The sequence below is a fragment of the Achromobacter spanius genome (genome assembly GCF_002966795.1).
In the GTDB taxonomy this organism is placed as follows: Bacteria; Pseudomonadota; Gammaproteobacteria; order Burkholderiales; family Burkholderiaceae_B; genus Achromobacter; species Achromobacter spanius_D.
On sequence record NZ_CP023270.1, the window covers coordinates 1,541,750 to 1,565,804 of the forward strand.

Annotated in this window: 15 protein-coding genes and 1 pseudogene; 9 read left to right on the plus strand and 7 right to left on the minus strand. The window is 66.1% G+C overall.

All coding sequences use genetic code 11. The features are described 5' to 3' along the window. Window positions 1-50: 50 nt before the first annotated feature. On the minus strand, window positions 51-2,351 hold the full coding sequence (locus CLM73_RS06940; protein ID WP_105237857.1) for an NADP-dependent malic enzyme: 2,301 nt from the start codon (window positions 2,349-2,351) through the stop codon (window positions 51-53). A gap of 224 nt (window positions 2,352-2,575) precedes the next feature. After that, window positions 2,576-5,263: an alpha-ketoglutarate dehydrogenase gene (mdeB, locus tag CLM73_RS06945; protein ID WP_105237858.1), complete on the minus strand. Its 2,688-nt coding sequence runs from the start codon at window positions 5,261-5,263 to the stop codon at window positions 2,576-2,578. A gap of 211 nt (window positions 5,264-5,474) precedes the next feature. Here mdeB and CLM73_RS06950 point away from each other — a divergent pair, with 211 nt between their 5' ends. Beyond that, a complete protein-coding gene (locus CLM73_RS06950) occupies window positions 5,475-7,526 on the plus strand; it encodes an OPT family oligopeptide transporter (RefSeq protein WP_105237859.1) in 2,052 nt (683 codons plus the stop codon). A gap of 12 nt (window positions 7,527-7,538) precedes the next feature. On the opposite strand, the gene CLM73_RS06955 is transcribed toward CLM73_RS06950, so the two are convergent. From CLM73_RS06955 to CLM73_RS06970, 4 genes and pseudogenes are all read right to left on the minus strand, one after another. Further along, on the minus strand, window positions 7,539-8,780 hold the full coding sequence (locus CLM73_RS06955) for a M20 family metallopeptidase (protein ID WP_105237860.1): 1,242 nt from the start codon (window positions 8,778-8,780) through the stop codon (window positions 7,539-7,541). 4 nt (window positions 8,781-8,784) lie between these two features. Further along, window positions 8,785-10,041 (minus strand): annotated as a pseudogene (locus tag CLM73_RS06960) (hydantoinase/carbamoylase family amidase); the annotation flags it as partial. Between the two features lie 65 nt (window positions 10,042-10,106). Further along, window positions 10,107-11,051, minus strand: a complete 945-nt coding sequence (gene puuE / locus CLM73_RS06965) for an allantoinase PuuE (protein ID WP_105237861.1) — start codon at window positions 11,049-11,051, stop codon at window positions 10,107-10,109. 116 nt (window positions 11,052-11,167) lie between these two features. Then, window positions 11,168-12,076, minus strand: coding sequence for a LysR family transcriptional regulator (locus CLM73_RS06970; protein ID WP_105237862.1), 909 nt, complete (start codon window positions 12,074-12,076; stop codon window positions 11,168-11,170). A 147-nt stretch (window positions 12,077-12,223) separates the two neighbouring features. Between CLM73_RS06970 and CLM73_RS06975 the strand changes: the two genes are divergently transcribed. Then, window positions 12,224-13,465: an MFS transporter gene (locus CLM73_RS06975; RefSeq protein ID WP_105237863.1), complete on the plus strand. Its 1,242-nt coding sequence runs from the start codon at window positions 12,224-12,226 to the stop codon at window positions 13,463-13,465. Window positions 13,466-13,479: 14 nt separating this feature from the next. Here CLM73_RS06975 and CLM73_RS06980 read toward each other — a convergent pair whose 3' ends face one another. Then, window positions 13,480-14,496 carry a 1-aminocyclopropane-1-carboxylate deaminase gene (locus CLM73_RS06980; protein WP_105237864.1) on the minus strand — a complete coding sequence of 339 codons (1,017 nt, stop codon included), beginning with the start codon at window positions 14,494-14,496 and terminating at the stop codon, window positions 13,480-13,482. 193 nt (window positions 14,497-14,689) lie between these two features. Here CLM73_RS06980 and CLM73_RS06985 point away from each other — a divergent pair, with 193 nt between their 5' ends. From CLM73_RS06985 to CLM73_RS07015, 7 genes are all read left to right on the plus strand, one after another. Beyond that, window positions 14,690-15,160 (plus strand): Lrp/AsnC family transcriptional regulator, encoded by a 471-nt coding sequence (locus CLM73_RS06985; RefSeq protein ID WP_056567804.1) that lies wholly within the window; start codon window positions 14,690-14,692, stop codon window positions 15,158-15,160. A gap of 327 nt (window positions 15,161-15,487) precedes the next feature. After that, the gene (locus tag CLM73_RS06990; RefSeq protein ID WP_105237865.1) at window positions 15,488-18,355 is read left to right on the plus strand and encodes a 2-oxoglutarate dehydrogenase E1 component; all 2,868 of its coding nucleotides are present in this window, start codon (window positions 15,488-15,490) and stop codon (window positions 18,353-18,355) included. 103 nt (window positions 18,356-18,458) lie between these two features. Beyond that, entirely contained in the window at window positions 18,459-19,694 is a 1,236-nt protein-coding gene (odhB, locus tag CLM73_RS06995; protein ID WP_105237866.1) for a 2-oxoglutarate dehydrogenase complex dihydrolipoyllysine-residue succinyltransferase, read from the plus strand. Between the two features lie 132 nt (window positions 19,695-19,826). Next, window positions 19,827-21,254 carry a dihydrolipoyl dehydrogenase gene (gene lpdA / locus CLM73_RS07000; protein ID WP_056567795.1) on the plus strand — a complete coding sequence of 476 codons (1,428 nt, stop codon included), beginning with the start codon at window positions 19,827-19,829 and terminating at the stop codon, window positions 21,252-21,254. 84 nt (window positions 21,255-21,338) lie between these two features. After that, entirely contained in the window at window positions 21,339-22,430 is a 1,092-nt protein-coding gene (gene zapE / locus CLM73_RS07005) for a cell division protein ZapE (protein WP_105237867.1), read from the plus strand. Window positions 22,431-22,543: 113 nt separating this feature from the next. Beyond that, on the plus strand, window positions 22,544-23,077 hold the full coding sequence (locus CLM73_RS07010; RefSeq protein ID WP_105237868.1) for a sigma-70 family RNA polymerase sigma factor: 534 nt from the start codon (window positions 22,544-22,546) through the stop codon (window positions 23,075-23,077). Then, on the plus strand, window positions 23,070-24,044 hold the full coding sequence (locus CLM73_RS07015) for a FecR domain-containing protein (RefSeq protein WP_105237869.1): 975 nt from the start codon (window positions 23,070-23,072) through the stop codon (window positions 24,042-24,044). The genes CLM73_RS07010 and CLM73_RS07015 overlap by 8 nt, the downstream gene beginning before the upstream one ends. Window positions 24,045-24,055 lie beyond the last annotated feature (11 nt).

Here is a 24,055-nt window from a genome sequence, read left to right on the forward strand (position 1 = left end):
ACGGGCGCCCCGATTGGGGGCGCCCGCAAGCTTGCTGCGAGACGGTGCGATCAGCGGCGGCGCTTCTTGGCTTCTTCGGCGGCTTCCTGCTGTGCATCAACCACGGCCAGCGCCGTCATGTTGACGATGCGCCGCACGGTGGCGCTGGTGGTCAGGATGTGCACGGGACGCGCGGCGCCCAGCAGGATCGGACCCATCGCGACGCCATTGCTGCCGGTCATCTTCAGCATGTTGTACGTGATGTTGCCGGTGTCCAGGTTGGGCATGACCAGGAGGTTGGCGCGGCCCTTCAGCGTGCTGTCCGGGTAGGCCAGGACGCGGATCTTTTCGGACAGGGCGGCATCAGCGTGCATTTCGCCGTCGACTTCGAGGTCGGGCGCGCGGTCTTGCACGATCTTGCGCGCGGCGGCCATCTTGCGCGACGATTCCGTGACGCGGCTGCCGAAGTTCGAGTGCGACAGCAAGGCGATCTTCGGCACCACGCCGAAACGCAGCATTTCGTCAGCAGCCTGGATGGTGATGCTGGCGACTTCGTCGGCCGACGGGTTTTCGTTGACGTGCGTGTCGGTGACGAACAGCGTCTGGTCGGGCAGCATCAGCACGTTCAGGGCGGCGTACGTCTGGCCTTCCTTCTTGCCGATGATTTCGTCGATGTACTTGAGCTGGTTGTCGTACTTGCTGGCCACGCCGCACAGCAGCGCGTCGGCATCGCCACGGCGCAGCAGCATCGCGCCGATCAGCGTGTTGTGCTTGCGGATCATCGCCTTGGCGATGGCCGGCGTCACGCCTTCACGGCCCTTGAGCTGGTAGTACGCATTCCACGTTTCGTTGAAGCGGCTGTCGTCTTCAGGGTCGACGATCTCGAAGTGCTGGCCGGCGACGAGGCGCAGGCCGGCCTTCTGGATGCGCATCTCGATGACGGCGGGACGGCCGATCAGGATCGGGAACGCCAGCTTTTCGTCGGCCACCGTCTGCACGGCGCGCAGGACGCGTTCGTCTTCGCCGTCGGCATAGATGACGCGCTTGGGCGCCTTCTTGGCCTGGGCGAACAGCGGACGCATCAGCTGGCCCGAGTGGTAGACGAAGCCCATCAGCTTCTGGCGGTAGGCTTCGATGTCTTCGATGGGACGGGCGGCGACGCCGGAGTCGGCGGCAGCCTGCGCCACGGCCGGGGCGATCTGCACGATCAGGCGCGGGTCGAACGGCTTCGGGATGATGTATTCGGGGCCGAACGACAGTTCCTGGCCGGCGTAGGCGCGGGCGACTTCATCGTTCTGCTCGGCCTGCGCCAGATCGGCGATGGCCTTGACGCACGCCAGCTTCATTTCCTCGGTGATGCGCGAGGCGCCGGCATCCATGGCGCCGCGGAAGATGAAGGGGAAGCACAGGACGTTGTTGACCTGGTTCGGGTAGTCCGAGCGGCCGGTCGCAATGATGCAGTCCGGGCGCGCGGCCTTGGCGATTTCGGGGCGGATTTCTGGTTCCGGGTTGGCCAGGGCCAGGATCAGCGGACGGTCGGCCATGGTCTTGACCATGTCGGCTGTCAGCACGCCGGCGGTGGAGCAGCCCAGGAACACGTCGGCGCCATTGACCACGTCGGCGAGCGTGCGCGCGTCGGTCTTTTGCGCGTAGCGCTTCTTGTTGGCTTCCATGTTCTCGTCGCGGCCGTCCCAGATGACGCCGCGCGAGTCCACCACGAAGATGTTTTCGCGCTTGATGCCCAGGTGGACCAGGAGGTCCAGGCAGGCGATGGCGGCGGCGCCGGCGCCCGAGCACGCCAGCTTGACCGAGCCGATGTCCTTGTTCACGACCTTCAGGCCGTTCAGGATGGCGGCCGACGAGATGATGGCGGTGCCGTGCTGGTCGTCGTGGAAGACGGGGATCTTCATGCGCTCGCGCAGCTTCTTTTCGATGTAGAAGCACTCGGGCGCCTTGATGTCTTCAAGGTTGACGCCGCCCAGCGTGGGTTCCAGCGCGGCGATGATGTCGACCAGCTTGTCCGGGTCGTTTTCGGCGAGTTCGATGTCGAACACGTCGATGCCGGCGAATTTCTTGAAGAGGCAACCCTTGCCTTCCATCACGGGCTTGGCGGCCAAGGGGCCGATGTTGCCCAGGCCCAGCACGGCGGTGCCGTTGGTGATCACGCCCACGAGGTTGCCGCGCGACGTGTACTTGGACGCCGCGTCATCGCCCTGGTCGAAAATGGCCATGCAGGCCGCAGCCACGCCGGGGGAGTAGGCCAGGGACAGGTCGTCCTGGTTGGCCAGGGTCTTGGTCGGGGTGACCGAGATTTTGCCGGGAGTGGGATAGGCGTGGTAGTCCAACGCCAGTTTGGTAAGAGTTTCGTCCATGGGATCGGGGCCTGAAAGGGCTAACGGAAAAAGACAGGGATGAAAAAAACAGGGATGCCAAAAGGCGGGCTCGCGGCCCGCCGTATTCTTTGCGAAATGCTTGGGGAACACCCGTATTTCACCAGAAAGCGCGGGTGCTTGGTTGCTGCACTGCAGCGAGTGTTCGCTTTGGTTAGCTTTTAATCAAGCAAACACATGCGCTGCGTCAGTCAGATGGCCGAGGGTCAGACGTCCCAAGGCGGCGCCTGGCGGCTGCCGGCATTCAGGGATTCGCGCAGCGCGCGCGCATCGTCCTGTCTGCCCAGGCTGTCCAGGGCGTACAGCGCGATCCAGTCCGCGCTCACCTCGAAGAAATCGCGCAACCTCGCCCGGGTGTCGCTGCGCCCGAACCCGTCGGTGCCCAGCGTGCGGTAGGGCGCGGTGACGAACGCACGGATCTGTTCGGGCACGGCGCGCACGTAGTCGCTGGCGCCGATCACCGGCGCGTCGCTGTCGCCCAGGCACGCGCGCACCCAGTCCTGGTCCGCCGGGGCGTCCAGGCCTAGCACGCGGGCGCGCTCGGCCTGCCGCCCGTTGCGGGCGAGCTCGGAAAAGCTGGTGACGCTCCAGACCTCGGCGTCCACCCCGAAGTCGTCGTGCAGGCGCGTGGCGGCCAGCTCGGCCTCGCGCAGCATGGGACCGGCCGCCAACAGGCGCACCTGCGCCTTGCCGCGCGCGGGCCGCAGCCGGTACAGGCCGCGCAGGATGCCTTCGCGCGTGGCCGGGTCCTGGGGCATGCCGGGCTGCGCCAGGTTTTCGTTCGTGACGGTCAGGTAGAAGAATTCGTCGCGCTGTTCGTCCAGCATGCGGTGCATGCCGTGTTCGACGAGGACGGCGACCTCGTAGGCGTAGGCGGGGTCGTAGGCGCGGCAGTTGGGGACGGTGGCGGCCATGATGTGGCTGGAGCCGTCCTGGTGTTGCAGGCCCTCGCCGCCCAGCGTTGTGCGGCCCGACGTGGCGCCGATCAGGAAGCCCCGGGCGCGCTGGTCGGCGGCGGCCCAGATCAGGTCCCCGATGCGCTGGAATCCGAACATCGAGTAATAGATATAGAAGGGCAGCATCGGCAGGCCGTTGACCGAATAGCTGGTGCCGGCCGCGGTCCAGGACGAGATGGCGCCGGCCTCGGTGATGCCTTCTTCGAGGATCTGGCCGTCGCGGGCCTCGCGGTAGTACAGCACCGAGCCGATGTCCTCGGGTTCGTAGAGCTGGCCCTGCGCGGAGTAGATGCCGATCTGCCGGAACAGGTTGGCCATGCCGAAGGTGCGGGCTTCGTCGGCGACGATGGGCACGATGCGCGGGCCCACGGTGGCGTCCTTGAGCAGCGCGGTGAGCATGCGCACGATGGCCATCGTGGACGACATTTCCTTGCCGTCGGCGGCCAGAGCGAAGCGCGCCCATTGGTCCGCGTCCGGGGGCGCGAGCCGCGGGGCCTCGGCGTTGCGGCGCGGGATGTAGCCGCCCAGCGCGGCGCGGCGGGCCTGCAGGTGGCGCATCTCGGCGCTGTCGTCGGCGGGCCGGTAGAACTTGAGCGCCAGGCAGTCGGCATCGGAAATCGGCAGGGCGAAGCGGTCGCGGAAGGCGAGGAGCGCCTCGTCGTCCAGCTTTTTCTGCTGGTGGGTGGTCATCTTGCCCTGGCCGGCCGTCCCCATGCCGAACCCCTTCTTGGTTTGCGCGAGGATGACGGTGGGCTGGCCGCGGTGGCGCGCGGCGCGGTGGTAGGCCGCGTGGATCTTCACCATGTCGTGGCCGCCCCGGTGCAGCCGGTCGATGGCCTCGTCCGACCAGTCGGCCACCAGCGCGGCGAGTTCCGGATTCTGGTTGAAGAAATGGGCGCGGTTGAAGGCGCCGTCGTTGGCCGCGAAGGTCTGGAACTGGCCGTCCACCGTGTTGGCGAAGGCGCGGGCCAGCGCGCCGCCCGTGTCCCGGCGCAGCAGCGCGTCCCAGTCGCTGCCCCAGACCAGCTTGATGACGTTCCAGCCCGCGCCGGCGTACAGGGTTTCCAGCTCGTCGATGATGCGGCCGTTGCCGCGCACCGGGCCGTCCAGGCGTTGGAGGTTGCAGTTGACGACGAAGATCAGGTTGTCGAGCTTTTCGCGCGCGGCCAGTGTGAGCGCCGCAATGGATTCGGGCTCGTCCATTTCGCCGTCGCCAAAGATGCCCCACACCTTGCGGTCGGCGCCGGGCACCAGCGATCGGTGCTCCAGGTAGCGCATGAAGCGCGCCTGGTAGATCGCGTTGATGGGGCCGATGCCCATGGATCCGGTGGGGAATTGCCAGAAGTCCGGCATCAGCCACGGGTGCGGGTAGGACGACAGGCCGCGCAGGCCGCGCGTGGTGGCGGTGATTTCCTGGCGGAAGTGCGCCAGGTCGTCCTCGCCCAGAAAGCCTTCGAGGAAGGCGCGCGCGTAGACGCCGGGCGCCGAGTGCGGCTGCAGGTAGACGATGTCGCCGGGATTGCCGTCCGAGCGCGCGTGGAAGAAATGGTTGAAGCCGACTTCGAACAGGTCGGCGGCCGACGCGTAGCTGGCGATGTGGCCGCCCAGCTCGCCATGCGCCTGGTTGGCGCGCACGACCATGGCCAGCGCGTTCCAGCGGTTGATGCGGGCGATGCGCTCTTCGACGGCCAGGTTGCCGGGGAAGGGCGGTTCCTGGTCGGCGGGAATGGTGTTCAGGTAGGCGGTGCGGGTCTGGCTGTTGGCGCGCAGGCCGAGCGAGGCGGCATGGCCCAGCACGCTGTCCAGCACATAGCCGGCACGATCGGCCCCGTCCGCCTCCAGCAGGGACTGCAGCGCTTCGCGCCATTCGGCGGTTTCTGCGGGGTCGGCGTCGTCTGGGAGGGCCGTTCCGGGAAGAGGCTGGCGAGGGTCGAGCATGGTAAGTCGTCTCCTGTTTTTATCCTCATGCTAGACCCATGCGCCAGGCATGAGGCATCGAAATCCCCGGCCAGATCCAGCGCTTTCAGCATAATGTGTCGTCATGGGCTCGCGCCACGGCAGGTTCTACTGCCGGCTCGCGCTTACGGCTCGTGACCACGGGGTGGACGGCGAAGCGCTAGAATTCGCCGCTAACAATAGGGAGAAACCCATGACTGAGCCCATCCGCGTCCCGCCGGAGGTCACGCTGCCGGAGCTGACGTTCCGCGGCGTCCTGCTCGGCGCGCTGATCACCGTCATCTTCACCGCCTCGAATGTGTTCCTGGGGCTGAAGGTGGGCCTGACGTTTTCCTCCGCCATTCCGGCGGCGGTCATCTCGATGTCGGTCCTGCGCATGTTCAAGGACGCCAATATCCTTGAAAACAACATGGTGCAGACGCAGGCCTCGGCGGCCGGCACGCTGTCGGCCATCATCTTCATCCTGCCGGCGCTGGTCATGATGGGCCACTGGCAGGGCTTTCCGTTCTGGCAGACGCTGGGCATCTGCGCGGCCGGCGGCATGCTGGGCGTGATGTTCACGATTCCGCTGCGTCACGTGATGGTGGTGCAAAGCAATCTGCCGTATCCGGAAGGCGTGGCGGCGGCCGAGATTCTGCGCGTCGGCAGCGCCGAGCGCGCGCAGGACGAGCCGCAGAACGCCGCAGGCGCCTCGGCCAAACCCGCCGCCACCGGCATGGGCGACATCGTCGCCGGCGGCATCGCGGCGGCCGTGGTCAGCTTTGCCGCCAACGGTCTGCGGGTGCTGGGTGATAGCGTCAGCGGCTGGTTTGCATTGGGCGGCGCGGTGTTCCGGCTGCCGATGGGCTTTTCGCTGGCGCTGCTGGGCGCCGGCTACCTGATCGGCATCGTTGCGGGGCTGGCCATGCTGACGGGCCTGGTGATTGCGTGGGGCATCGCGGTGCCCATCCTGAGCGCCATGGGCGACATGCCCGCCGGCGCGACGCTGGCGTCGTACGCCACCGGTTTGTGGTCCTCGCAGGTGCGCTTCATTGGCGCGGGCGTGATCGCCGTGGGCGCGATCTGGACCCTGGCGACGCTGTTCGTGCCGATGGCGCGCGGCGTGAAGGCCTCTTTTTCAGCATTGACCCGCGAAGGCGCCGCCCGCGCCGGGGCCGCGCCGCGCACCGAGCGCGACCTGTCGGCTGGCTGGATCTCGGCGGTGACGCTGGTGCTGGTGGCGATTCTGGTCTTCACGTTCCAGGTGTTTCTGTCCGGCACGCCGCTGTCGTCCGGCGCCATCTGGAAGCTCGTTGCGTACGCGGTGCTGTTCGCGTTTGTGTTCGGCTTTCTGGTGGCGGCCGCCTGCGGCTACATGGCCGGCCTGGTGGGCTCGTCGACAAGCCCCATCTCCGGCGTGGGCATCGTCGCCATCGTGCTGGTGTCGGTGCTGATGCTGGGCGTGGGCGGCGATCTGATGGCGCTGGAGAACGGCGTGCAGATGGCGATCGCGTTGGCGATCTTCAGCACGTCGGCCGTGGTGGCGGTGGCGTCCATTTCGAACGACAACCTGCAGGACCTGAAGACCGGCTGGCTGGTGGGCGCCACGCCGTGGCGCCAGCAGGTCGCGCTGCTGATCGGCTGCGTGGTCGGCGCGGCGGTGATCTCGCCGGTGCTGGAGCTGCTGTACAACGCGTACGGATTCGCAGATGCGATGCCGCGCGAGGGCATGGACCCGTCGCAGGCGCTGTCCGCACCGCAGGCCACGCTGATGCTGGCGATCACGCGCGGCATCTTCACCCATCAGCTCAACTGGACCATGATCCTGATCGGCATGGCCGTCGGGGTGGCGCTGATTGCGGTGGATGAAATCCTGAAGCGCACGTGCAAAGTCGCGCGCATTCCCGTGCTGGCGGTGGGCATCGGCATCTACCTGCCGCCGACCGTGGCCGCGCCCATCGTGGCGGGCGCGCTGCTGGCGTGGCTGCTGGAAGGGGCCCTGCGCCGCCGCGCCGCCGCCGCCGGTCAGCCCTACGACAGTTATGCCGAAGCGGCCAACCGCCGCGGCGTGCTGATCGCCTCTGGCCTGATCGTGGGCGAGAGCCTGGTGGGCGTGCTGATGGCCGCGATCATCGGGGCGGCGGGGTCCGAGGCGCCGCTGGCGATCGTCGGCGATGACTTCGCCGGCATGGCGTCCTACCTGGGGCTGGCCGTGTTTGTCATGGTGGCGGTGCTGTTCTGGCGGCGGGTGATGCGGCTGGCTTAGGTTCTTTTGGTGTCAGACACCCGTGCCCGGTTGCAGCAGGTCGGCCAGCGTACGTGCGATGACTTTCGTCGCGCGGCGCAGGTCTTCCAGGTTGATGCGTTCGTCGCTACGTTTGGCGTGGGATTCCAGCACCGTGCGCGGGCCCGCGCCGTAGATCACGCCGGGGATGCCGGCTTCGGCGTACAACCGCACGTCGGTGTACAGCGGCGTGCCCATCGCGGGGATGGGTTCACCGAACACGGCCTCGCCGTGTTTCTGTATGGCCTGCACCAGCGGCTGCGCGCCGGGTAGCGGACGCATCGAATTGGCCAGCAGCAGCCGTTTGATGTCCACCGAAATGCCGGGGCATGACGCTGCGGTTTCCTCGATGATGCGCCGGATGTCGGCCTCGACCTCGGCGGCGTTTTCTTCCGGGATCATGCGGCGGTCCAGCTTGAAGCTGACCTTGCCGGGCACCACGTTCGTGTTGGTGCCGCCTTCGATCCGCCCCACGTTCAGGTACGGATGCGAAATGCCCGGCACCTGCGACGTGATCTTGCGGTACTGCGCGTTCTGCGCATACAACGCATTTAACAGCGCGACGGCGCCCTGCAAGGCGTCGACGCCGCTGCTGGGAATGGCGGCGTGAGCCATCTTGCCGTGCACCGTTACCTCCATCTGCAGGCAGCCGTTGTGCGCGGTGACGACTTCATAGCTGAAGCCGGCCGCGATCAGGAGGTCGGGACGCGTAAGCCCCTGTGCGAGCAGCCAGCCGGGACCGAGCAGGCCGCCGAATTCCTCGTCATACGTGAAGTGCAGTTCCACCGCGCCGCGGGACGGCTTGGCGACGGCTTCCAGCGCCCGCACGGCGAACGTGAAGCTGGCGAAGTCGCTCTTGCTGACCGCGGCGGCGCGACCGTAGAGGTTGCCGTTGTCGATCTCGGCGCCATAAGGATCGTGCGTCCAGCCGTCGCCGGGCGGCACCACGTCGCCGTGGGCATTGAGCGCGATGCGCGGGCCCTCATCGCCGTATTCGCGCCGCACGATGAGGTTGGTGATGGACTGCATGCCGTAGTCCTGCACGGCCTGCGCGGGCACGGGATGCGCTTCGGCTTCAATGCCAAAGCCCTGCAGCAGTGCCGCGGTGCGCACCGCGTGCGGCGCGTTGTTGCCGGGCGGCGTGTCGGTGGGCACGCGCACCAGTTCCTGCAGGAAGCGGACTTCTTCGTCGAAATGGGCGTCCACCCAGGCGTCGAGTCGGGCGTAATCGGTCATGGCGTTAGGTCGAGGTTTCGTTGGCCAGCGCATCGAGCAGGCCCAGCATGGCCTGCGCGGCAAGTTCGATGTCGTCGCTGGTGGTGGATTCGTTGGGGTTGTGGCTGATGCCGTTGTTCTGGCCGCGCACGAACAGCATCGCTTGCGGCATGACCTCGTGCAGCTTCATGGCGTCGTGGCCTGCGCCGCTGGGCATGCGGTGCACGGGCACGCCCAGCGCGCCGACCGCGCGTTCCCAGCGCTGCTGCCAGCGCGGGTCGCTGGGCGCGGCGGCCGCGCGCATGGTTTCTTCCAGCGCGTAACGCAGGCCGCGCCGCTTGCAGATGGCGGCCAGCTCGGCCAGCACGTCGTTGACCAGCGCGTCGCGCTGCGCGTCGCTGGGCGCGCGCAGGTCCAGGCTGAATCGGCACTCGCCCGGCACGACATTGATCGACCCGCTGGGCACCTCGAACATGCCCACCGTGCCGACCGAGTCGCCATCGCGGGCGGCGCGCCGTTCGACAAAGAGCGTCAGTTCGGCGGCGGCCACGGCGGCGTCGCGGCGGTGGTCCATGGGCGTGGTGCCCGCATGGCTGGCCAGGCCCAGGATCTGCACCTGATGGCGCACGCAGCCGTTGATCGACGTGACGACGCCCAGGGGCAGCCCCAGTTCGTACAGCACGGGGCCTTGTTCGATGTGGACCTCGACAAAGCCCAGGTAGCGGGCCGGATCGCGCCGCAGGCCGGCAATGCCGTCGATGTCCAGGCCCGCGTGCAGCATGGCGTCGCGCATGGTGATGCCGTCGGCGTCCTTCTGGTCCAGCCATTCGGGCTTGAAATCGCCGATCAAGGCGCCCGATCCCAGGAACGTCGCGCGGTAGCGCTGGCCTTCTTCTTCGGCGAAGGCGATCACCTCCACGTCGAAGGGCAGCCGCCGGTTCTGGCGGTGCAGCGCGCGCACGCAGGCCATGGGCACGAAGATGCCGAGCCGGCCGTCGTACTTTCCGGCATTGCGCACCGTATCGAAGTGGCTGCCCGTCATCAGGACCGGTGCGTCAGCCTGGGCGGCGCGATAACGTCCGACCACGTTGCCGACGGCATCGATGCCGACTTCGTCAAAGCCGCATTCCTGCATCCATTGCGAGATGCGCGCGGCGCAGGCGCGGTGCGCGTCGGTCAGGTAGGTGACGGTGAGCAGGCCTTTCTCGGCGTAGCCCGGATCGCTATAGGCGCTGAGCGCCTCGTGCCAGTCCCAGATGTCCTTGCCCATTCCGGGCTCGCCGAGGCGCTCCCGCGGGCGCGGCTCGACGTTCGGATCGTTCGGATTGTTCGCCATGGTCGTCCTGTTCAACGGTCGGAGGGGTAGGGATGCGTGGCTTTCCAGTGGCGCGCGATGTCCAGCCGGCGGCAGACCCAGACGCGGTCGTGGCGCGCGATGTGATCCAGAAAGCGTTGCAGGGCGGCGATGCGTCCGGGCCGGCCCAGCAGACGGCAGTGCATGCCGATGCTGAGCATCTTGGGCGCCTCGTCGCCTTCGGCGTAGAGCGCGTCGAAGCTGTCCTTCAGGTACTGGAAGAAGGGATCGGCGTGCGAATAGCCCTGCGGCAGCGCGAAGCGCATGTCGTTGCAGTCCAGCGTGTAGGGCACGATGAGTTGCGGCGCGGTCGAGCCATCGGTCTTGCGCACCCGCATCCAGAAGGGCAGGTCGTCGCCGTAGTAATCGCTGTCGTACTCGAATCCGCCGTCGTCGGCGACCAGCCTGCGCGTGCGCGGGCTGTCGCGTCCGGTGTACCAGCCCAGTGGGCGCGTGCCCGTCAGCGTGGTGATGGCATCGATGGCCAGCCGCATGTGCTCGCGTTCGGTGGCTTCGTCGACGTCCTGGTAGTGGATCCAGCGCCAGCCGTGGCAGGCGATCTCATGGCCCAGTTCCACGAAGGCAGCCGTCAGATCGGGATGGCGTTGCAGGGCCATGCCGACGCCGAATACCGTCAGCGGCAGTTGCCGCTTCTCGAATTCGCGCAGGATGCGCCACACGCCCGCCCGCGACCCGTATTCGTAGATGCTTTCCATGCTGAGATGCCGGTCCGGATAGCTGGCCGGGTTGAACATTTCGGACAGGAACTGCTCGGATCCGGCGTCGCCATGCAGCACGCTGTTCTCGCCGCCTTCTTCGTAATTCAGCACGAACTGCACGGCAATCCGCGCGTTGCCCGGCCATTGCGCGTGGGGCGGATTGCGTCCGTAGCCGACGAGGTCGCGGGGATAGGGCAGCGTGGTGTCGTAGACGGGCATCGGCGGTCGCAGGAAGGAGGGAATCGCCACGTGCTGACGCGGGGCGATGATGTATACAAAGTATGTACATCAAATACCAGCCGACGGCCATCGGCGAATGCCCTACGCCGAGGTATTCATGCCGCCGCGGCGTCGGCTTCCTTGAACAACTCCACGCCCATGAAGTCGATGAACACGCGCAGCTTGGGCGCCAGATGCTTGCTGGACGCCCACAGCAGCCGGAACGTGCCCTGGTGTTCGACATGGCCGTCCAGCACCGTAACCAGGTCGCCGCGCTGCAGGGCCGGCCGCACCAGGAAATCGGGCAGGCATGCGATGCCCAGGCCCGCCAACGCCACATCCAGCAGGGCGGCCGACGTGTTGCACACCATCGACACGGGCAGTGTCCACTCCGGCGACCCGGCCTCGCGCGTCAACGGCCACGGTTCGAGCTTGCCGGTGCGGGGAAATCGGTGCTGCAGGCAGGCGTGATGCTGCAGGTCTGCCGGACTGCGCGGCGCGCCGCGGCTGGCCAGATATCCCGGCGCCGCGACGAGCAGCAAGCGATAGTTGCCGACGGGACGCGACACCAGCCGCGAGTCCGTCGGTTCGCCCGTGCGCATCACGATGTCGAAGCCTTCGTTGATGACATCCACCAGGCGATCCGAGAAATCCACGTCCAGTTCGATGGCCGGGTAGCGGTGCATGAAGGCGGTCAACGCCGGCATGACCAGCATGCCGACCAGCGGAAGGCTGATGCGCAATCGGCCTTGCGGCGCCTGGCGGGTTTCGGAAAGCTCCAGTTCGGCGGACTCGAGCTCGCAGAGGATGCGGCGGCAGCGTTCCAGGAAAACGGCGCCTTCGGCAGTCAAGGTGATGCTGCGCGTGCTGCGATGGAGCAGGCGCACGCCCAGGCGCGTTTCCAGCCGGCAGACGCTCTTGCCCACGGCCGACGCCGACACGCCCAGATGGCGGGCGGCCTCGGAATAACTGCGCATTTCCGCAGCCTGCACGAAGGCTGCAATGGCGCTGAGCGATTCGACCATGATGCGATTCAGGACAATTTGTCCGATATGTTTTGAACGTCGGCATTATTGTCCTGAACCGCACCTGCCGCCAACATGGCTGCTTTCACACAACACACGCCGGCGTCAGGGCCTTTTGCCTGCCGCCGGCCGGTCAAAAGGCAGAACATGGCAGGTTTTCAGGCGGTGGCCCCCGGTCCCGGCGCGCGCGAGGCGCGTCTTCCCATTGCAGCACTACTGGCCCTGGCGTTGGCCGGCTTCGTCACGATCCTGACGGAAGCCCTGCCAGCCGGCCTGTTGCCGCAGATCAGCGCGGGGCTGGATATTTCCGAAGCGATGGCCGGACAGTGGGTGACGATCTACGCGATCGGTTCGCTGGTGGCCGCGATACCCTTGACCGCGGCGACGCAAGGCGTGCGCCGGCGTCCGTTGCTGCTGGCCGCGATTGCCGGCTTTGTCATCGCCAACACCATCACCACGGTGTCCGCCAGCTACGTGCTGACGATGGCGGCGCGCTTTGTTGCCGGCGTGTCTGCCGGGCTGCTGTGGGCGCTGGCCGCGGGGTATGCCGCGCGCATGGTGCCGGAGCGTCAGAAGGGGCGCGCCATCGCCATCGCCATGGTGGGCACGCCCTTGGCGTTGTCGCTTGGCGTGCCGGCGGGGACCTTCCTGGGCAATCTGGTGGGATGGCGCTGGTGTTTCGGCATCATGAGCGCGCTGGCGCTGATCCTGATGGTGTGGGTGCGCATCCAGGTGCCGGACTTTGCGGGGCAGGCTTCGGGCAAGCGCGCGCCGCTGCGACGCGTCTTCACCTTGCCGGGCGTGCGCGCGGTGCTGTTCGTGGTGTTCGCGTTCGTCCTGGCGCACAACATTCTCTATACCTACATTGCGCCGTTCCTGGCGGCGCGCGGCATGGACGACCGCACGGACATGATGCTGCTGGTGTTCGGTCTGTCGTCGTTGATCGGCCTCTGGGTCACCGGCGTCCTGATCGACAGCCATCTGCGCGCCATGACGCTGGCCAGCACGGTGCTGTTTGCGTTGTCCGCGCTGGTCCTGGGCATCAGCGGCAAGGATCCGGCCGTCGTGATCACGGCGGTGGCGGCTTGGGGACTGGCGTTTGGCGGCGCGCCGACGCTGTTCCAGACCGCGCTGGCCAAGACCGCGGGCGAGTCGGCCGATGTGGCGCAGTCGATGCTGGTCACGGCCTGGAACCTGGCGATCGCGGGCGGCGGCGTCATTGGCGGCATCCTGCTCGAAGGGGTGGGCGTCGCCGCGTTTGCGCCCGCGCTGTTGCTGTTGCTGGCGGCGACGCTGATCGTGGCGGGGGCGGCGCGCCGCCATGGGTTTCCCATGGCAGGCGGGCAGGGCGGCAACGTCACCGCAAGTCCCCGCAAGGCCACCCCGTGACCCCGAATCCGCCGCTATCCGTTGCGGTAGAGAAAGCTGTAGGCGTTGATCGCCGGCACCCCTCCCAGGTGCGCATACAGGACCTTCGAGCCGGCGGGAATCTCGCCTTTGCGGATGATGTCCATCATCCCCTGCATGGATTTTCCTTCGTACACGGGGTCGGTCATCATGCCTTCCAGCCGGGCGCACGTGCGGATGGCGTCGTTGGTTTCGGCTGAGGGCAGGCCATAGGCGGGATAGGCGTAGCGCGTGTCCAGCACCACGTCCTTGTCTTCGATGGGTTTGTCCAGTCCGACCAGGTCGGCGGTGCGGCGCGCGATGCGCAGAACCTGCGCGCGGGTCTGCTCTGGCGTGGCGGATGCGTCGATGCCGATGACGCGGTCGGCGCGGCCGTCGGCGGCAAAGCCCACCACCATGCCGGCCTGCGTGCTGCCCGTGACCGCGCAGACGACGATGTAGTCGAACTTGAATCCCAGTTCGGCTTCCTGACGGCGCACCTCTTCGGCAAAGCCCACGTAGCCCAGGCCGCCCAGCTCGTGATCGGACGCGCCCGCGGGAATGGCGTAGGGTTTGCCGCCGCGGCGTTTCACCTCTTCCAGCGCCTCTTCCCAACTGCGGCGAAAGCCGATGTCAAAGCCCTGATCGACCAGCCGCACGTCCGCGCCCATCAGGCGGCTCATCATGATGTTGCCGACGCGGTCGTACACCGCATCGGAATAGTCCACCCAGTTTTCCTGAACCAGCACGCAGGCCAATCCCAGTTTGGCGGCGACGGCGGCGACCATGCGCGTGTGGTTGGACTGGATGCCGCCGATGGTGACAAGCGTGTCGCAGCCTTGTTCCAGCGCCTGCGGAATCAGGTATTCAAGCTTGCGCAGCTTGTTGCCGCCAAAGGCCAGACCGCTGTTGCAGTCCTCGCGCTTGGCGTAGATCTCGACCTTGCCGCCGAGATGCTGCGACAAGCGGTCCAGCTTTTCGATCGGGGTATCGCCGAAGGTCAGGCGATGACGGGGAAAACGTTGCAGATCCATGGTGGCTCCTGGTGATCCTGGCGGGCCCGCGCGTTGCGGCAGGGTTCGCAAAAATCATAGGAATCATGGGGTTGAGGGGTCAATTGCGTATTTTTTAATTCCGCCAAATTGGAAGGTCGTTATTTACGATTAATGGATCTAATATTTCCAAAATAAAAACCCAGGCGAAATTTAATTTTCAGGGACACCATCCATGACCGCCGTTTTCACGCTGGACCGCATCGACCGCCAGATCCTGCGCATTCTTCAGGACGACGCGCAGATTACCAATCTGGACTTGAGCGCCCGCGTGCATTTGAGCCCGGCAGCGTGCCTGCGGCGCGTGGAAAGGTTGAAGAGCGAAGGCGTCATCCGAAAGACGGTCGCGCTGCTGGAACCTGCGGACGTCGACATGGCCACGCTGGTCATCGTGGGCGTGGTGCTGGATCGCTCGACGCCCGACTCGTTCACGGACTTCGAGGAAGCGGCCAAGGGCATCAGCGGTTGCCTGGAATGCCACCTGGTGGCCGGCGAGTTCGACTATTTCCTGATGTTGCGTATCCGGGACCTGGAACGCTTCAACAAGCTGCATGCGGGCGAGATCATCAAGCTGCCCGGCGTACGCCAGATTCGTACTTTTTTCGTGCTCAAAGAGATCATGTCGACCACCGCGCTGCCGGTTTGACGAGGCGTAAACGCAACACTCATCATTTCTGCTATTTGAAATGACGCGCTGCCGCATTTTGGATTGACGGATTTTGGGGGCGCGTAGACGGTGAATTTGAAGGTGTTAAACGGACATTCCGTTGCCGCATGACAGCATTCCGAAAGGCCTTTTGCGTCACAGAAATGCAGGAAGACGCCCATAAACTCAAAGGGTTATACTTCTCGACCATAGGCTTTCAAGGCTTGTACGCGCCTTCTGCCCCTGCTATCCGCTTAACGGGAAGCCCGTGTCGCGGAAGGTTTTCCTGCATCGTCTCGAGTGAAGCACTCGTATAGGTGAAGCGATATGTCTTCGGAAATAGAATCTCTATCCACGTCTTATCTCTTTGGGGGTAACGCCCCGTATGTTGAGGAGCTTTACGAAGCCTACCTCGACAATCCCGGTTCGGTTCCTGACAACTGGCGCGATTACTTCGACCAATTGCAGCACGCTCCCGCAACCGACGGCCAGGAATCCACTCGCGACCAGGCCCACGCTCCCATCGTCGAATCGTTCGCCCAGCGCGCCAAGGCCAATGCCTTCGTGCAACGCGCGGCCGAACCCGATCTGAGCGTCGCCAGCAAGCAGGTCTCGGTGCAATCGCTGATTGCCGCCTACCGCTCGCTGGGCTCGCGCTGGGCCGATCTGGATCCGCTCAAGCGCCAGGAACGTCCGCCGATCCCGGAACTCGATCCCGCCTTCTACGGCCTGACCGAAGCCGATCTGGACCAGACCTACTCGGCCACCAACACCTACTTCACGACCGCCAGCACGATGACGCTGCGCGACATCCTGAAGGCGCTGCGCGACACGTACTGCCGCAGCATCGGTGCAGAATTCACGCACATCTCCGACCCCGCCGCCAAGCGCTGGATCCAGGAACGCCTGGAAACCACGCTGGGCGCGCCCACGTATTCGCCGGAAGAAAAGCGCCACATCCTTCAGCAACTGACTGAGTCCGAAGGCCTGGAACGCTTCCTGCACACCAAGTACGTCGGCCAGAAGCGCTTCTCGCTGGAAGGCGGCGAAAGCTTCATCGCCTCGATGGACGAAGTGGTCAACCACGCCGGTGAAAACGGCGTCCAGGAAATCGTGGTCGGCATGGCCCACCGCGGCCGCCTGAACCTGCTCGTGAACATCATGGGCAAGATGCCCGGCGACCTGTTCGCCGAGTTCGAAGGCAAGCACGCCGAAGGCCTGACCGACGGCGACGTGAAGTACCACAACGGCTTCTCGAGCGACCTGTCCACGCGCGGCGGCCCCGTCCACCTGTCGCTGGCGTTCAACCCGTCCCACCTTGAAATCGTCAACCCCGTCGTCGAAGGCAGCGTCCGCGCCCGCCAGGAACGCCGCGGCGACGCCGAAGGTCAGCAAGTGCTGCCGGTGCTGGTGCACGGCGACGCGGCCTTTGCCGGCCAGGGCGTCGTGATGGAAACCCTGAACCTGGCGCAGACGCGCGGCTACGGTACGGGCGGCACGCTGCACATCGTCATCAACAACCAGATCGGTTTCACCACGTCCGACCCGCGTGACTCGCGTTCGACGCTGTATTGCACCGACGTGGTCAAGATGATCGAAGCCCCGGTGTTCCACGTCAACGGCGACGATCCCGAAGCCGTGGTGTTCGTCACCAAGCTGGCCCTGGACTACCGTCAGCAGTTCCGTCACGACGTCGTCGTGGACATCGTCTGCTTCCGCAAGCTGGGCCACAACGAGCAAGACACCCCGTCGCTGACGCAGCCCCTGATGTACAAGCGCATCGGCCACCACCCCGGCACGCGCAAGCTGTACGCCGACAAGCTGACCACGCAAGGCGTGCTGGCCGACGGCGAAGCCGATCAGCTGGTCAAGGACTACCGTCAGCTCATGGAAGACGGCCAGCGCACCATCGAGCCGGTGCTGACCGACTACAAGAGCAAGTACGCCATCGACTGGTCGCCGTTCCTGGGCGCCAAGTGGACCGACCAGGCCGACACCGCCGTGCCGCTGGCTGAACTCAAGCGCATCGGCGAACGCATCACCACCGTGCCGGAAGGCTTCACGGTGCACCCGCTGGTCGCCAAGCTGCTGAACGACCGCCGCACCATGGCCAAGGGCGAAATGAACCTGGACTGGGGCATGGGCGAACACCTCGCCTTCGCGACCCTGGTGTCCTCGGGCTACGCCATCCGCATCACCGGCCAGGATTCGGGCCGCGGCACGTTCACGCACCGCCACGCCGTGCTGCACGACCAGAACCGCGAACGCTGGAACGACGGCACTTTCATTCCGCTGCAGAACGTGTCGGAAGGCCAGGCGCCGTTCACCGTCATCGACTCCGTGCTGTCCGAAGAGGCCGTGCTGGGCTTTGAATACGGCTTCTCCAGCGCCGAGCCCAACACGCTCGTCATCTGGGAAGGCCAGTTCGGCGACTTCGTCAACGGCGCTCAGGTCGTGATCGACCAGTTCATCAGCTCCGGCGAAGCCAAGTGGGGCCGCCAGTCGGGCCTGACGCTGATGCTGCCGCACGGCTACGAAGGCCAGGGTCCCGAGCACTCGTCGGGCCGCATCGAGCGCTTCCTGCAGCTGTGCGCCGACAACAACATGCAAGTGATTCAGCCGACCTCGGCTTCGCAGATCTTCCACGTTCTGCGCCGCCAGATGATCCGCCCGTTCCGCAAGCCGCTGGTGCTGTTCACGCCGAAGTCGCTGCTGCGCAACAAGGACGCCGGTTCGCCCCTGACCGATCTGGCCGGCGGCAGCTTCCGCCCGGTCATCGGCGAGGTCGACGAGGCCATCGACGCCGGCAAGGTCAAGCGCGTGCTGGCTTGCTCGGGCAAGGTGTACTACGACCTGGTCAACGCCCGCCGCGAGCGTGGCGCCGACAACGTCGCCATCATCCGTGTCGAGCAGCTGTATCCGTTTGCGCACAAGTCGTTCGAAGCCGAACTGCGCAAGTACCCGAAGGCGACCGAAGTGATCTGGGTGCAGGACGAACCCCAGAACCAAGGCGCCTGGTTCTACGTTCAGCATCACGTGTACGAGAACATGGTCGAAGGCCAGAAGCTTGGCTACGCAGGCCGTGCCGCGTCGGCATCGCCGGCCGTGGGCTACCTGGCCAAGCACCAGGAACAGCAGAAGGCCCTGATCGAGACGGCCTTCGCGCCCAAGTTCAAGGTCATGTTGACGAAGTAACCTTTACTTGATGCACGCGCCGCGGGCGGCAAGTGTTCCGGAACCCCGTTTCGAACCTTGCCGCGCCGCGTGACAAGAACACACTCTCTACGGAATAAACAAAATGGCTATTACCGACGTCGTCGTTCCCCAACTTTCCGAATCCGTTTCCGAAGCGACCCTGCTGACCTGGAAGAAGCAGCCGGGCGCTGCCGTTGAAGCCGACGAAATCCTGATCGAAGTCGAAACCGACAAGGTCGTGCTGGAAGTGCCGGCCCCCGCCTCGGGCGTGCTGGCCGAAATCGTCAAGGGCGATGGCAGCACCGTGACCTCCGGCGAAGTGCTGGCCCGTATCGACACCGCCGCCAAGGCCGCTGCCGCTGCCGCTGCCACCGCGCCCGCCGAAGCCCCCAAGGCCGCTGAGCAAGCCGCCGCCGCACCCGCCGCTGCCGCACCGGCCTCGACGGCTGCCGCCGGCGTCGCATCGCCCGCTGCTTCGAAGATCCTGGCCGAGAAGGGCGTTGACGCCGCTTCCGTGGCTGGCTCGGGCCGTGACGGCCGCGTGACCAAGGGCGACGCCCTGGCCGCCAGCGCACCCGCCAAGGCCGCGCCGGCCAAGGCTGCCGCCGCGCCCGCCCCGACCACGCTGTCGCTGGACGGCCGTCCGGAACAGCGCGTGCCGATGAGCCGCCTGCGCGCCCGCATCGCCGAGCGCCTGCTGCAATCGCAGCAAGAAAACGCCATCCTGACGACGTTCAACGAAGTCAACATGCAGGCCGTCATCGACCTGCGCGCCAAGTACAAGGACAAGTTCGAAAAGGAACACGGCATCAAGCTGGGCTTCATGTCGTTCTTCGTCAAGGCCGCCGTTGCCGCGCTGAAGAAGTACCCGCTGATCAACGCCTCGATCGACGGCAAGGACATCATCTACCACGGCTACTTCGACATCGGTATCGCTGTCGGCAGCCCGCGTGGCCTGGTGGTGCCGATCCTGCGCAACGCCGACCAGCTGTCCATCGCCGACATCGAAAAGACCATCGCCGACTTCGGCCGCCGCGCCGCTGACGGCAAGCTGGGCATTGAAGAAATGACCGGCGGCACGTTCTCGATTTCCAACGGTGGCGTGTTCGGCTCGATGCTGTCGACCCCGATCATCAACCCGCCGCAATCGGCCATCCTGGGCGTGCACGCCACCAAGGATCGCGCCGTCGTCGAAAACGGCCAGATCGTCATCCGCCCGATGAACTACCTGGCCCTGTCCTACGACCACCGCATCATCGACGGCCGCGAAGCCGTTCTGGGCCTGGTCGCCATGAAGGACGCCCTGGAAGATCCGCAGCGCCTGTTGCTGGACCTGTAATCTCGACGCCCCTGGCCGGCGCCGTGCGCGACCTGAAGGTCCCGCGGCGCCCGGGCCGGCTCCCCGCCGGCCCGCAGCCCGACCGCGCTGGTCGGGGCGTGCTCCACCCCCTCATTCATTCGCGAGAACACTATGTCCAAACAATTTGACGTCGTCGTGATCGGCGCAGGCCCCGGCGGCTACATCGCCGCCATCCGCGCCGCGCAACTCGGCATGTCGGTCGCTTGCATCGACGCCTGGCAGAATGGCCAAGGCGGCCCGGCTCCCGGCGGCACGTGCACCAACGTCGGTTGCATCCCGTCCAAGGCGCTGCTGCAATCGTCCGAGCACTTTGAACAAGCCAACCACCACTTCGCCGAGCACGGCATCGAAGTCAAGGGCGTCAGCCTGAAGCTCGACACGCTGATCGGCCGCAAGAACACGGTGGTCAAGCAGAACAACGACGGCATCCTGTACCTGTTCAAGAAGAACAAGGTCACGTTCTTCCACGGCAAGGGCGCGTTCAGCGGCCAGGTGGAAGGCGGCTGGGCCATCAAGGTCACCGGCACCGCCGAGGAAGACCTGGTTGCCAAGCACGTCGTGGTCGCCACCGGCTCGTCGGCGCGTGAACTGCCCGGCCTGCCGTTCGACGAAAAGGTCGTGCTGTCCAACGACGGCGCACTGAACATCGGCGCCGTGCCCAAGACGCTGGGCGTCATCGGCGCGGGCGTGATCGGTCTGGAAATGGGCAGCGTGTGGCGTCGCCTGGGTTCGGAAGTCACGATCCTGGAAGCGATGCCGGAATTCCTGGCCGCCGCCGACGGGCAAGTGGCCAAGGAAGCCCTCAAGGCTTTCACCAAGCAAGGCCTGAACATCCAGATGGGCGTCAAGATCGGTGAGATCAAGGCGACCGCCAAGTCGGTGACTGTGCCTTACGTCGACGCCAAGGGCGCCGAGCAGAAGCTGGTCGTGGACAAGCTGATCGTCTCGATCGGCCGCGTGCCCTACACCGGCGGTTTGAACGCCGACGCCGTGGGCCTGAAGCTGGACGAGCGCGGCTTTGTGGCCGTCGACGGCGACTGCAAGACCAACCTGCCGAACGTCTGGGCAGTGGGCGACGTCGTGCGCGGTCCGATGCTGGCGCACAAGGCCGAAGAAGAAGGCGTGGCGGTTGCCGAGCGCATCGCTGGCCAGCACGGCCACGTCAACTTCGACACCGTGCCGTGGGTCATCTACACCTCGCCGGAAATCGCCTGGGTCGGCAAGACCGAGCAGCAGCTCAAGGCCGAAGGCCGCGAGTACAAGGCCGGCAGCTTCCCGTTCCTGGCCAACGGCCGCGCCCGCGCGCTGGGTGACACCACCGGCTTTGCCAAGGTGATCGCCGATGCCAAGACCGACGAAGTCCTGGGCGTGCACATCGTGGGCCCGATGGCCTCGGAACTGATCTCGGAAGCCGTGACCATCATGGAATTCCGCGGCGCCGCCGAAGACATCGCCCGCATCTGCCACGCGCACCCGACCCTGTCGGAAGCCGTGAAGGAAGCCGCTCTGGCCGTGGACAAGCGCGCGCTGAACTTCTAAGCCGCGTCTGACTTCTGCAAGACCGGGGGCGGGTTCCAGGACCCGCCCTTTTCTTTATCCCCTTCAGCCTGATCCGGTTCCCCTATGAACGTCAGCGACTACTACGAACACGCATTGGCCGAACGCGGCTACAAGCCCGACGACGCGCAGAAGAAGGCGATCGACCGCTTGCAGCGCTATTACGACGAATGGGTCAAGTTCAAGTCGATGCGCTCGAATGCGCTGAAAAAGCTGCTGAACCGTCCCGACGTGCCGCGCGGCGTGTACCTCTGGGGCGGCGTGGGCCGCGGCAAGAGCTTCCTGATGGATGCCTTCTATGCCACCGTGCCCGTCGTGCGCAAGACGCGCCTGCACTTTCACGAATTCATGCGCGGCGTGCACCGCGAACTGGAAGAAGTGAAGGGCATGCAGGATCCGCTGGACGAGGTCGCCAAGCGCGTGGCCAAGCGTTACCGGCTGATCTGCTTTGACGAATTCCACGTGTCCGATGTGGCGGACGCGATGATCCTGCACCGCCTGCTGCTCAAGCTGTTCGAATACGGCACGTCCTTCGTGATGACGTCCAACTACGAACCGTCCACGCTGTACACCGACGGCCTGCACCGCGACCGCGTGCTGCCTGCCATTGCGCTGATCCAGTCGCGCATGGACGTGATGAACGTGGACGCCGGCATCGACTACCGCCGCCGCTCGCTGGAGCAGGTGCAGAGCTATCACACGCCGCTGGACGAAAACGCGCAGAAGGCGCTGCAGGCGGCCTTCGATGCGTTGGCCGACACGCCGCCGCAGGATCCGGTGCTGCACATCGAGCACCGCGAGATCCGCGCGCTGGCGCTGGGCGGGTCGGTCGTGTGGTTCGACTTTGCCACGTTGTGCGGCGGCCCGCGCTCGCAGAACGACTACCTGGAACTGGCCAACCGCTTCCATGCCGTGATCCTGTCGGGCGTGCCGCGCATGGGCCCGCGCCAGGCCTCCGAGGCGCGCCGCTTCACGTGGCTGATCGACGTGTTCTACGACCACCGCGTCAAGCTCATCATGTCGGCCGAGTGCGAGCCCGAAGAGATCTACACGGAAGGCGCGCTGGCCAACGAGTTCCACCGGACGGTGTCGCGCATTCTGGAAATGCAGTCGCGCGAATACCTGGAATCCGAACGCCGTCTGGCCGTGACGTTGTAGTAAAGCCTCATCCGGTCCTCATTTCGAGGGCAGGGGGGGCGCAATCATTGTTAATGCAAGTCATTATCAATTAAGATTTTGGGACTTTTGGTTCAGCGCCGCAGTCTCAATCCGTGTCTTCCACCTTGCTTTCCTCATCGGCCCCGTGCGTCGACAACCAGGCCGCGCCCGTCGATGGCCTGTATCGCGATCACCGCCCGTGGCTGTTCGGGTGGCTGCGCCGCAAGCTGGGCTGTGAGCACCGCGCGGAAGACCTGGCCCAGGACGTCTTTGTCCGGGTGATCCAGGGCCGCAAGCAGGTGCGCGCCAGCGAGGCGCGCGCGCTGCTCACCACCATTGCGAAGGGCTTGGTCGTCGATCATCAGCGCCATGCCGCGCTGGAGCATGCGTATCTGGCCTATCTGGCCACCGTTCCCGAATCCTATGCGCCGTCGCCGGAAGCGCAGGCCGAGCAACTGCAGGCGTTGATGCAGTTGGACCGCCTGCTGGACGGGCTGCCGCCCAAAGCCCGCGCGGCCTTTCTGCTGTCGCAGCTGGACGGCCTGACGTATCCCGAGATCGCTGAGCGCCTCGATGTGTCGCTCAGTTCGGTGCAGCAATACATGGTGCGGGCGATGTCCGCGTGCTATGCGGCGATCCATGCCTGACACGGTCACCAACCCTTCTGTGAATGCCCGGCCCTCCGAGGCCGTCGTGCGCGAAGCCATCGCCTGGTGGGCGCGGCTGCAATCCGGAATCGACGATGCGGCCGAGCGTGCGTCCTGTCACGCCTGGCTTGCCCAGGATCCCGCGCATCGCGTGGCGTGGGACCGGCTGCAGGACATCGGCCGCGATGCGCGCCGCGTGCCGGCAGCGCTGGCGCATACCGCGCTGAATGCGCCTGCCTCGCGCGGCCGGCGTGCCGCGCTGCGCAGCCTGCTGGCCGGCGCGGGCATCGCTGCCACCGGGTGGGCGGGTTACCGCCATGCGCCGTGGCAGCGGCTGGTTGCCGATTACAGCACCGGCGTGGGCGAGCGCCGTGCGCTGGCGCTGGCGGACGGGCTGCGCGTCACGCTGAACAGCGATACCGCGGTGCGCGTGAACGTCAGCGGCAACACGCGCGACATCGACCTTTTGCGTGGCGAGATGCTGGTGCAGGCCGAGCCGCGCCCCGGCGTGCAGGCGCTGCGCGTGGACACCGGTTATGGCGAGCTGCGGGCCGAGCGCGCGCGGTTTGATCTGCGGCGCACGGCAGAGGGTTCGCGTGTGGGCGTCTACGAAGGTAGCGTCGCGCTGCTGCGCCAGGGCGTGCTGACGCAACTGAGCGCGGGCGAGCGGCTTGCCTACGCTGACGATGGCGAGGTTCGCCGCGGCGCGTCGGACCCGGATCGCCTGGCCTGGGTGGACGGGATGGTCGTGGCCAAGGAGTGGCGGCTGGACGATTTTGCCGAGTACCTGGCGCGCCAGCGGGTGGGCGTGATCCGCGTCGACCCCGCGGTGGCGTCGTTGCGGTTGTCGGGCGTGTTTCCGCTGGACGACGCCGAGCGCGCGCTCAAGGCGCTGGAACATACGCTGCCGATCGCGGTGACGCGCCGTACGCAGTATTGGCTACAGGTCGGACCCAGCGGCGCCTGAGTTACAAATTT

Excerpts from the sequence above, each read along its gene's own strand:
- CLM73_RS06940 (WP_105237857.1), bottom strand. The coding sequence starts at position 2,351 with ATGGACGAAACTCTTACCAAACTGGCGTTGGACTACCACGCCTATCCC.
- mdeB (WP_105237858.1), bottom strand. The coding sequence starts at position 5,263 with ATGCTCGACCCTCGCCAGCCTCTTCCCGGAACGGCCCTCCCAGACGAC.
- CLM73_RS06950 (WP_105237859.1), top strand. The coding sequence starts at position 5,475 with ATGACTGAGCCCATCCGCGTCCCGCCGGAGGTCACGCTGCCGGAGCTG.
- CLM73_RS06955 (WP_105237860.1), bottom strand. The coding sequence starts at position 8,780 with ATGACCGATTACGCCCGACTCGACGCCTGGGTGGACGCCCATTTCGAC.
- puuE (WP_105237861.1), bottom strand. The coding sequence starts at position 11,051 with ATGCCCGTCTACGACACCACGCTGCCCTATCCCCGCGACCTCGTCGGC.
- CLM73_RS06970 (WP_105237862.1), bottom strand. The coding sequence starts at position 12,076 with ATGGTCGAATCGCTCAGCGCCATTGCAGCCTTCGTGCAGGCTGCGGAA.
- CLM73_RS06975 (WP_105237863.1), top strand. The coding sequence starts at position 12,224 with ATGGCAGGTTTTCAGGCGGTGGCCCCCGGTCCCGGCGCGCGCGAGGCG.
- CLM73_RS06980 (WP_105237864.1), bottom strand. The coding sequence starts at position 14,496 with ATGGATCTGCAACGTTTTCCCCGTCATCGCCTGACCTTCGGCGATACC.
- CLM73_RS06985 (WP_056567804.1), top strand. The coding sequence starts at position 14,690 with ATGACCGCCGTTTTCACGCTGGACCGCATCGACCGCCAGATCCTGCGC.
- CLM73_RS06990 (WP_105237865.1), top strand. The coding sequence starts at position 15,488 with ATGTCTTCGGAAATAGAATCTCTATCCACGTCTTATCTCTTTGGGGGT.
- odhB (WP_105237866.1), top strand. The coding sequence starts at position 18,459 with ATGGCTATTACCGACGTCGTCGTTCCCCAACTTTCCGAATCCGTTTCC.
- lpdA (WP_056567795.1), top strand. The coding sequence starts at position 19,827 with ATGTCCAAACAATTTGACGTCGTCGTGATCGGCGCAGGCCCCGGCGGC.
- zapE (WP_105237867.1), top strand. The coding sequence starts at position 21,339 with ATGAACGTCAGCGACTACTACGAACACGCATTGGCCGAACGCGGCTAC.
- CLM73_RS07015 (WP_105237869.1), top strand. The coding sequence starts at position 23,070 with ATGCCTGACACGGTCACCAACCCTTCTGTGAATGCCCGGCCCTCCGAG.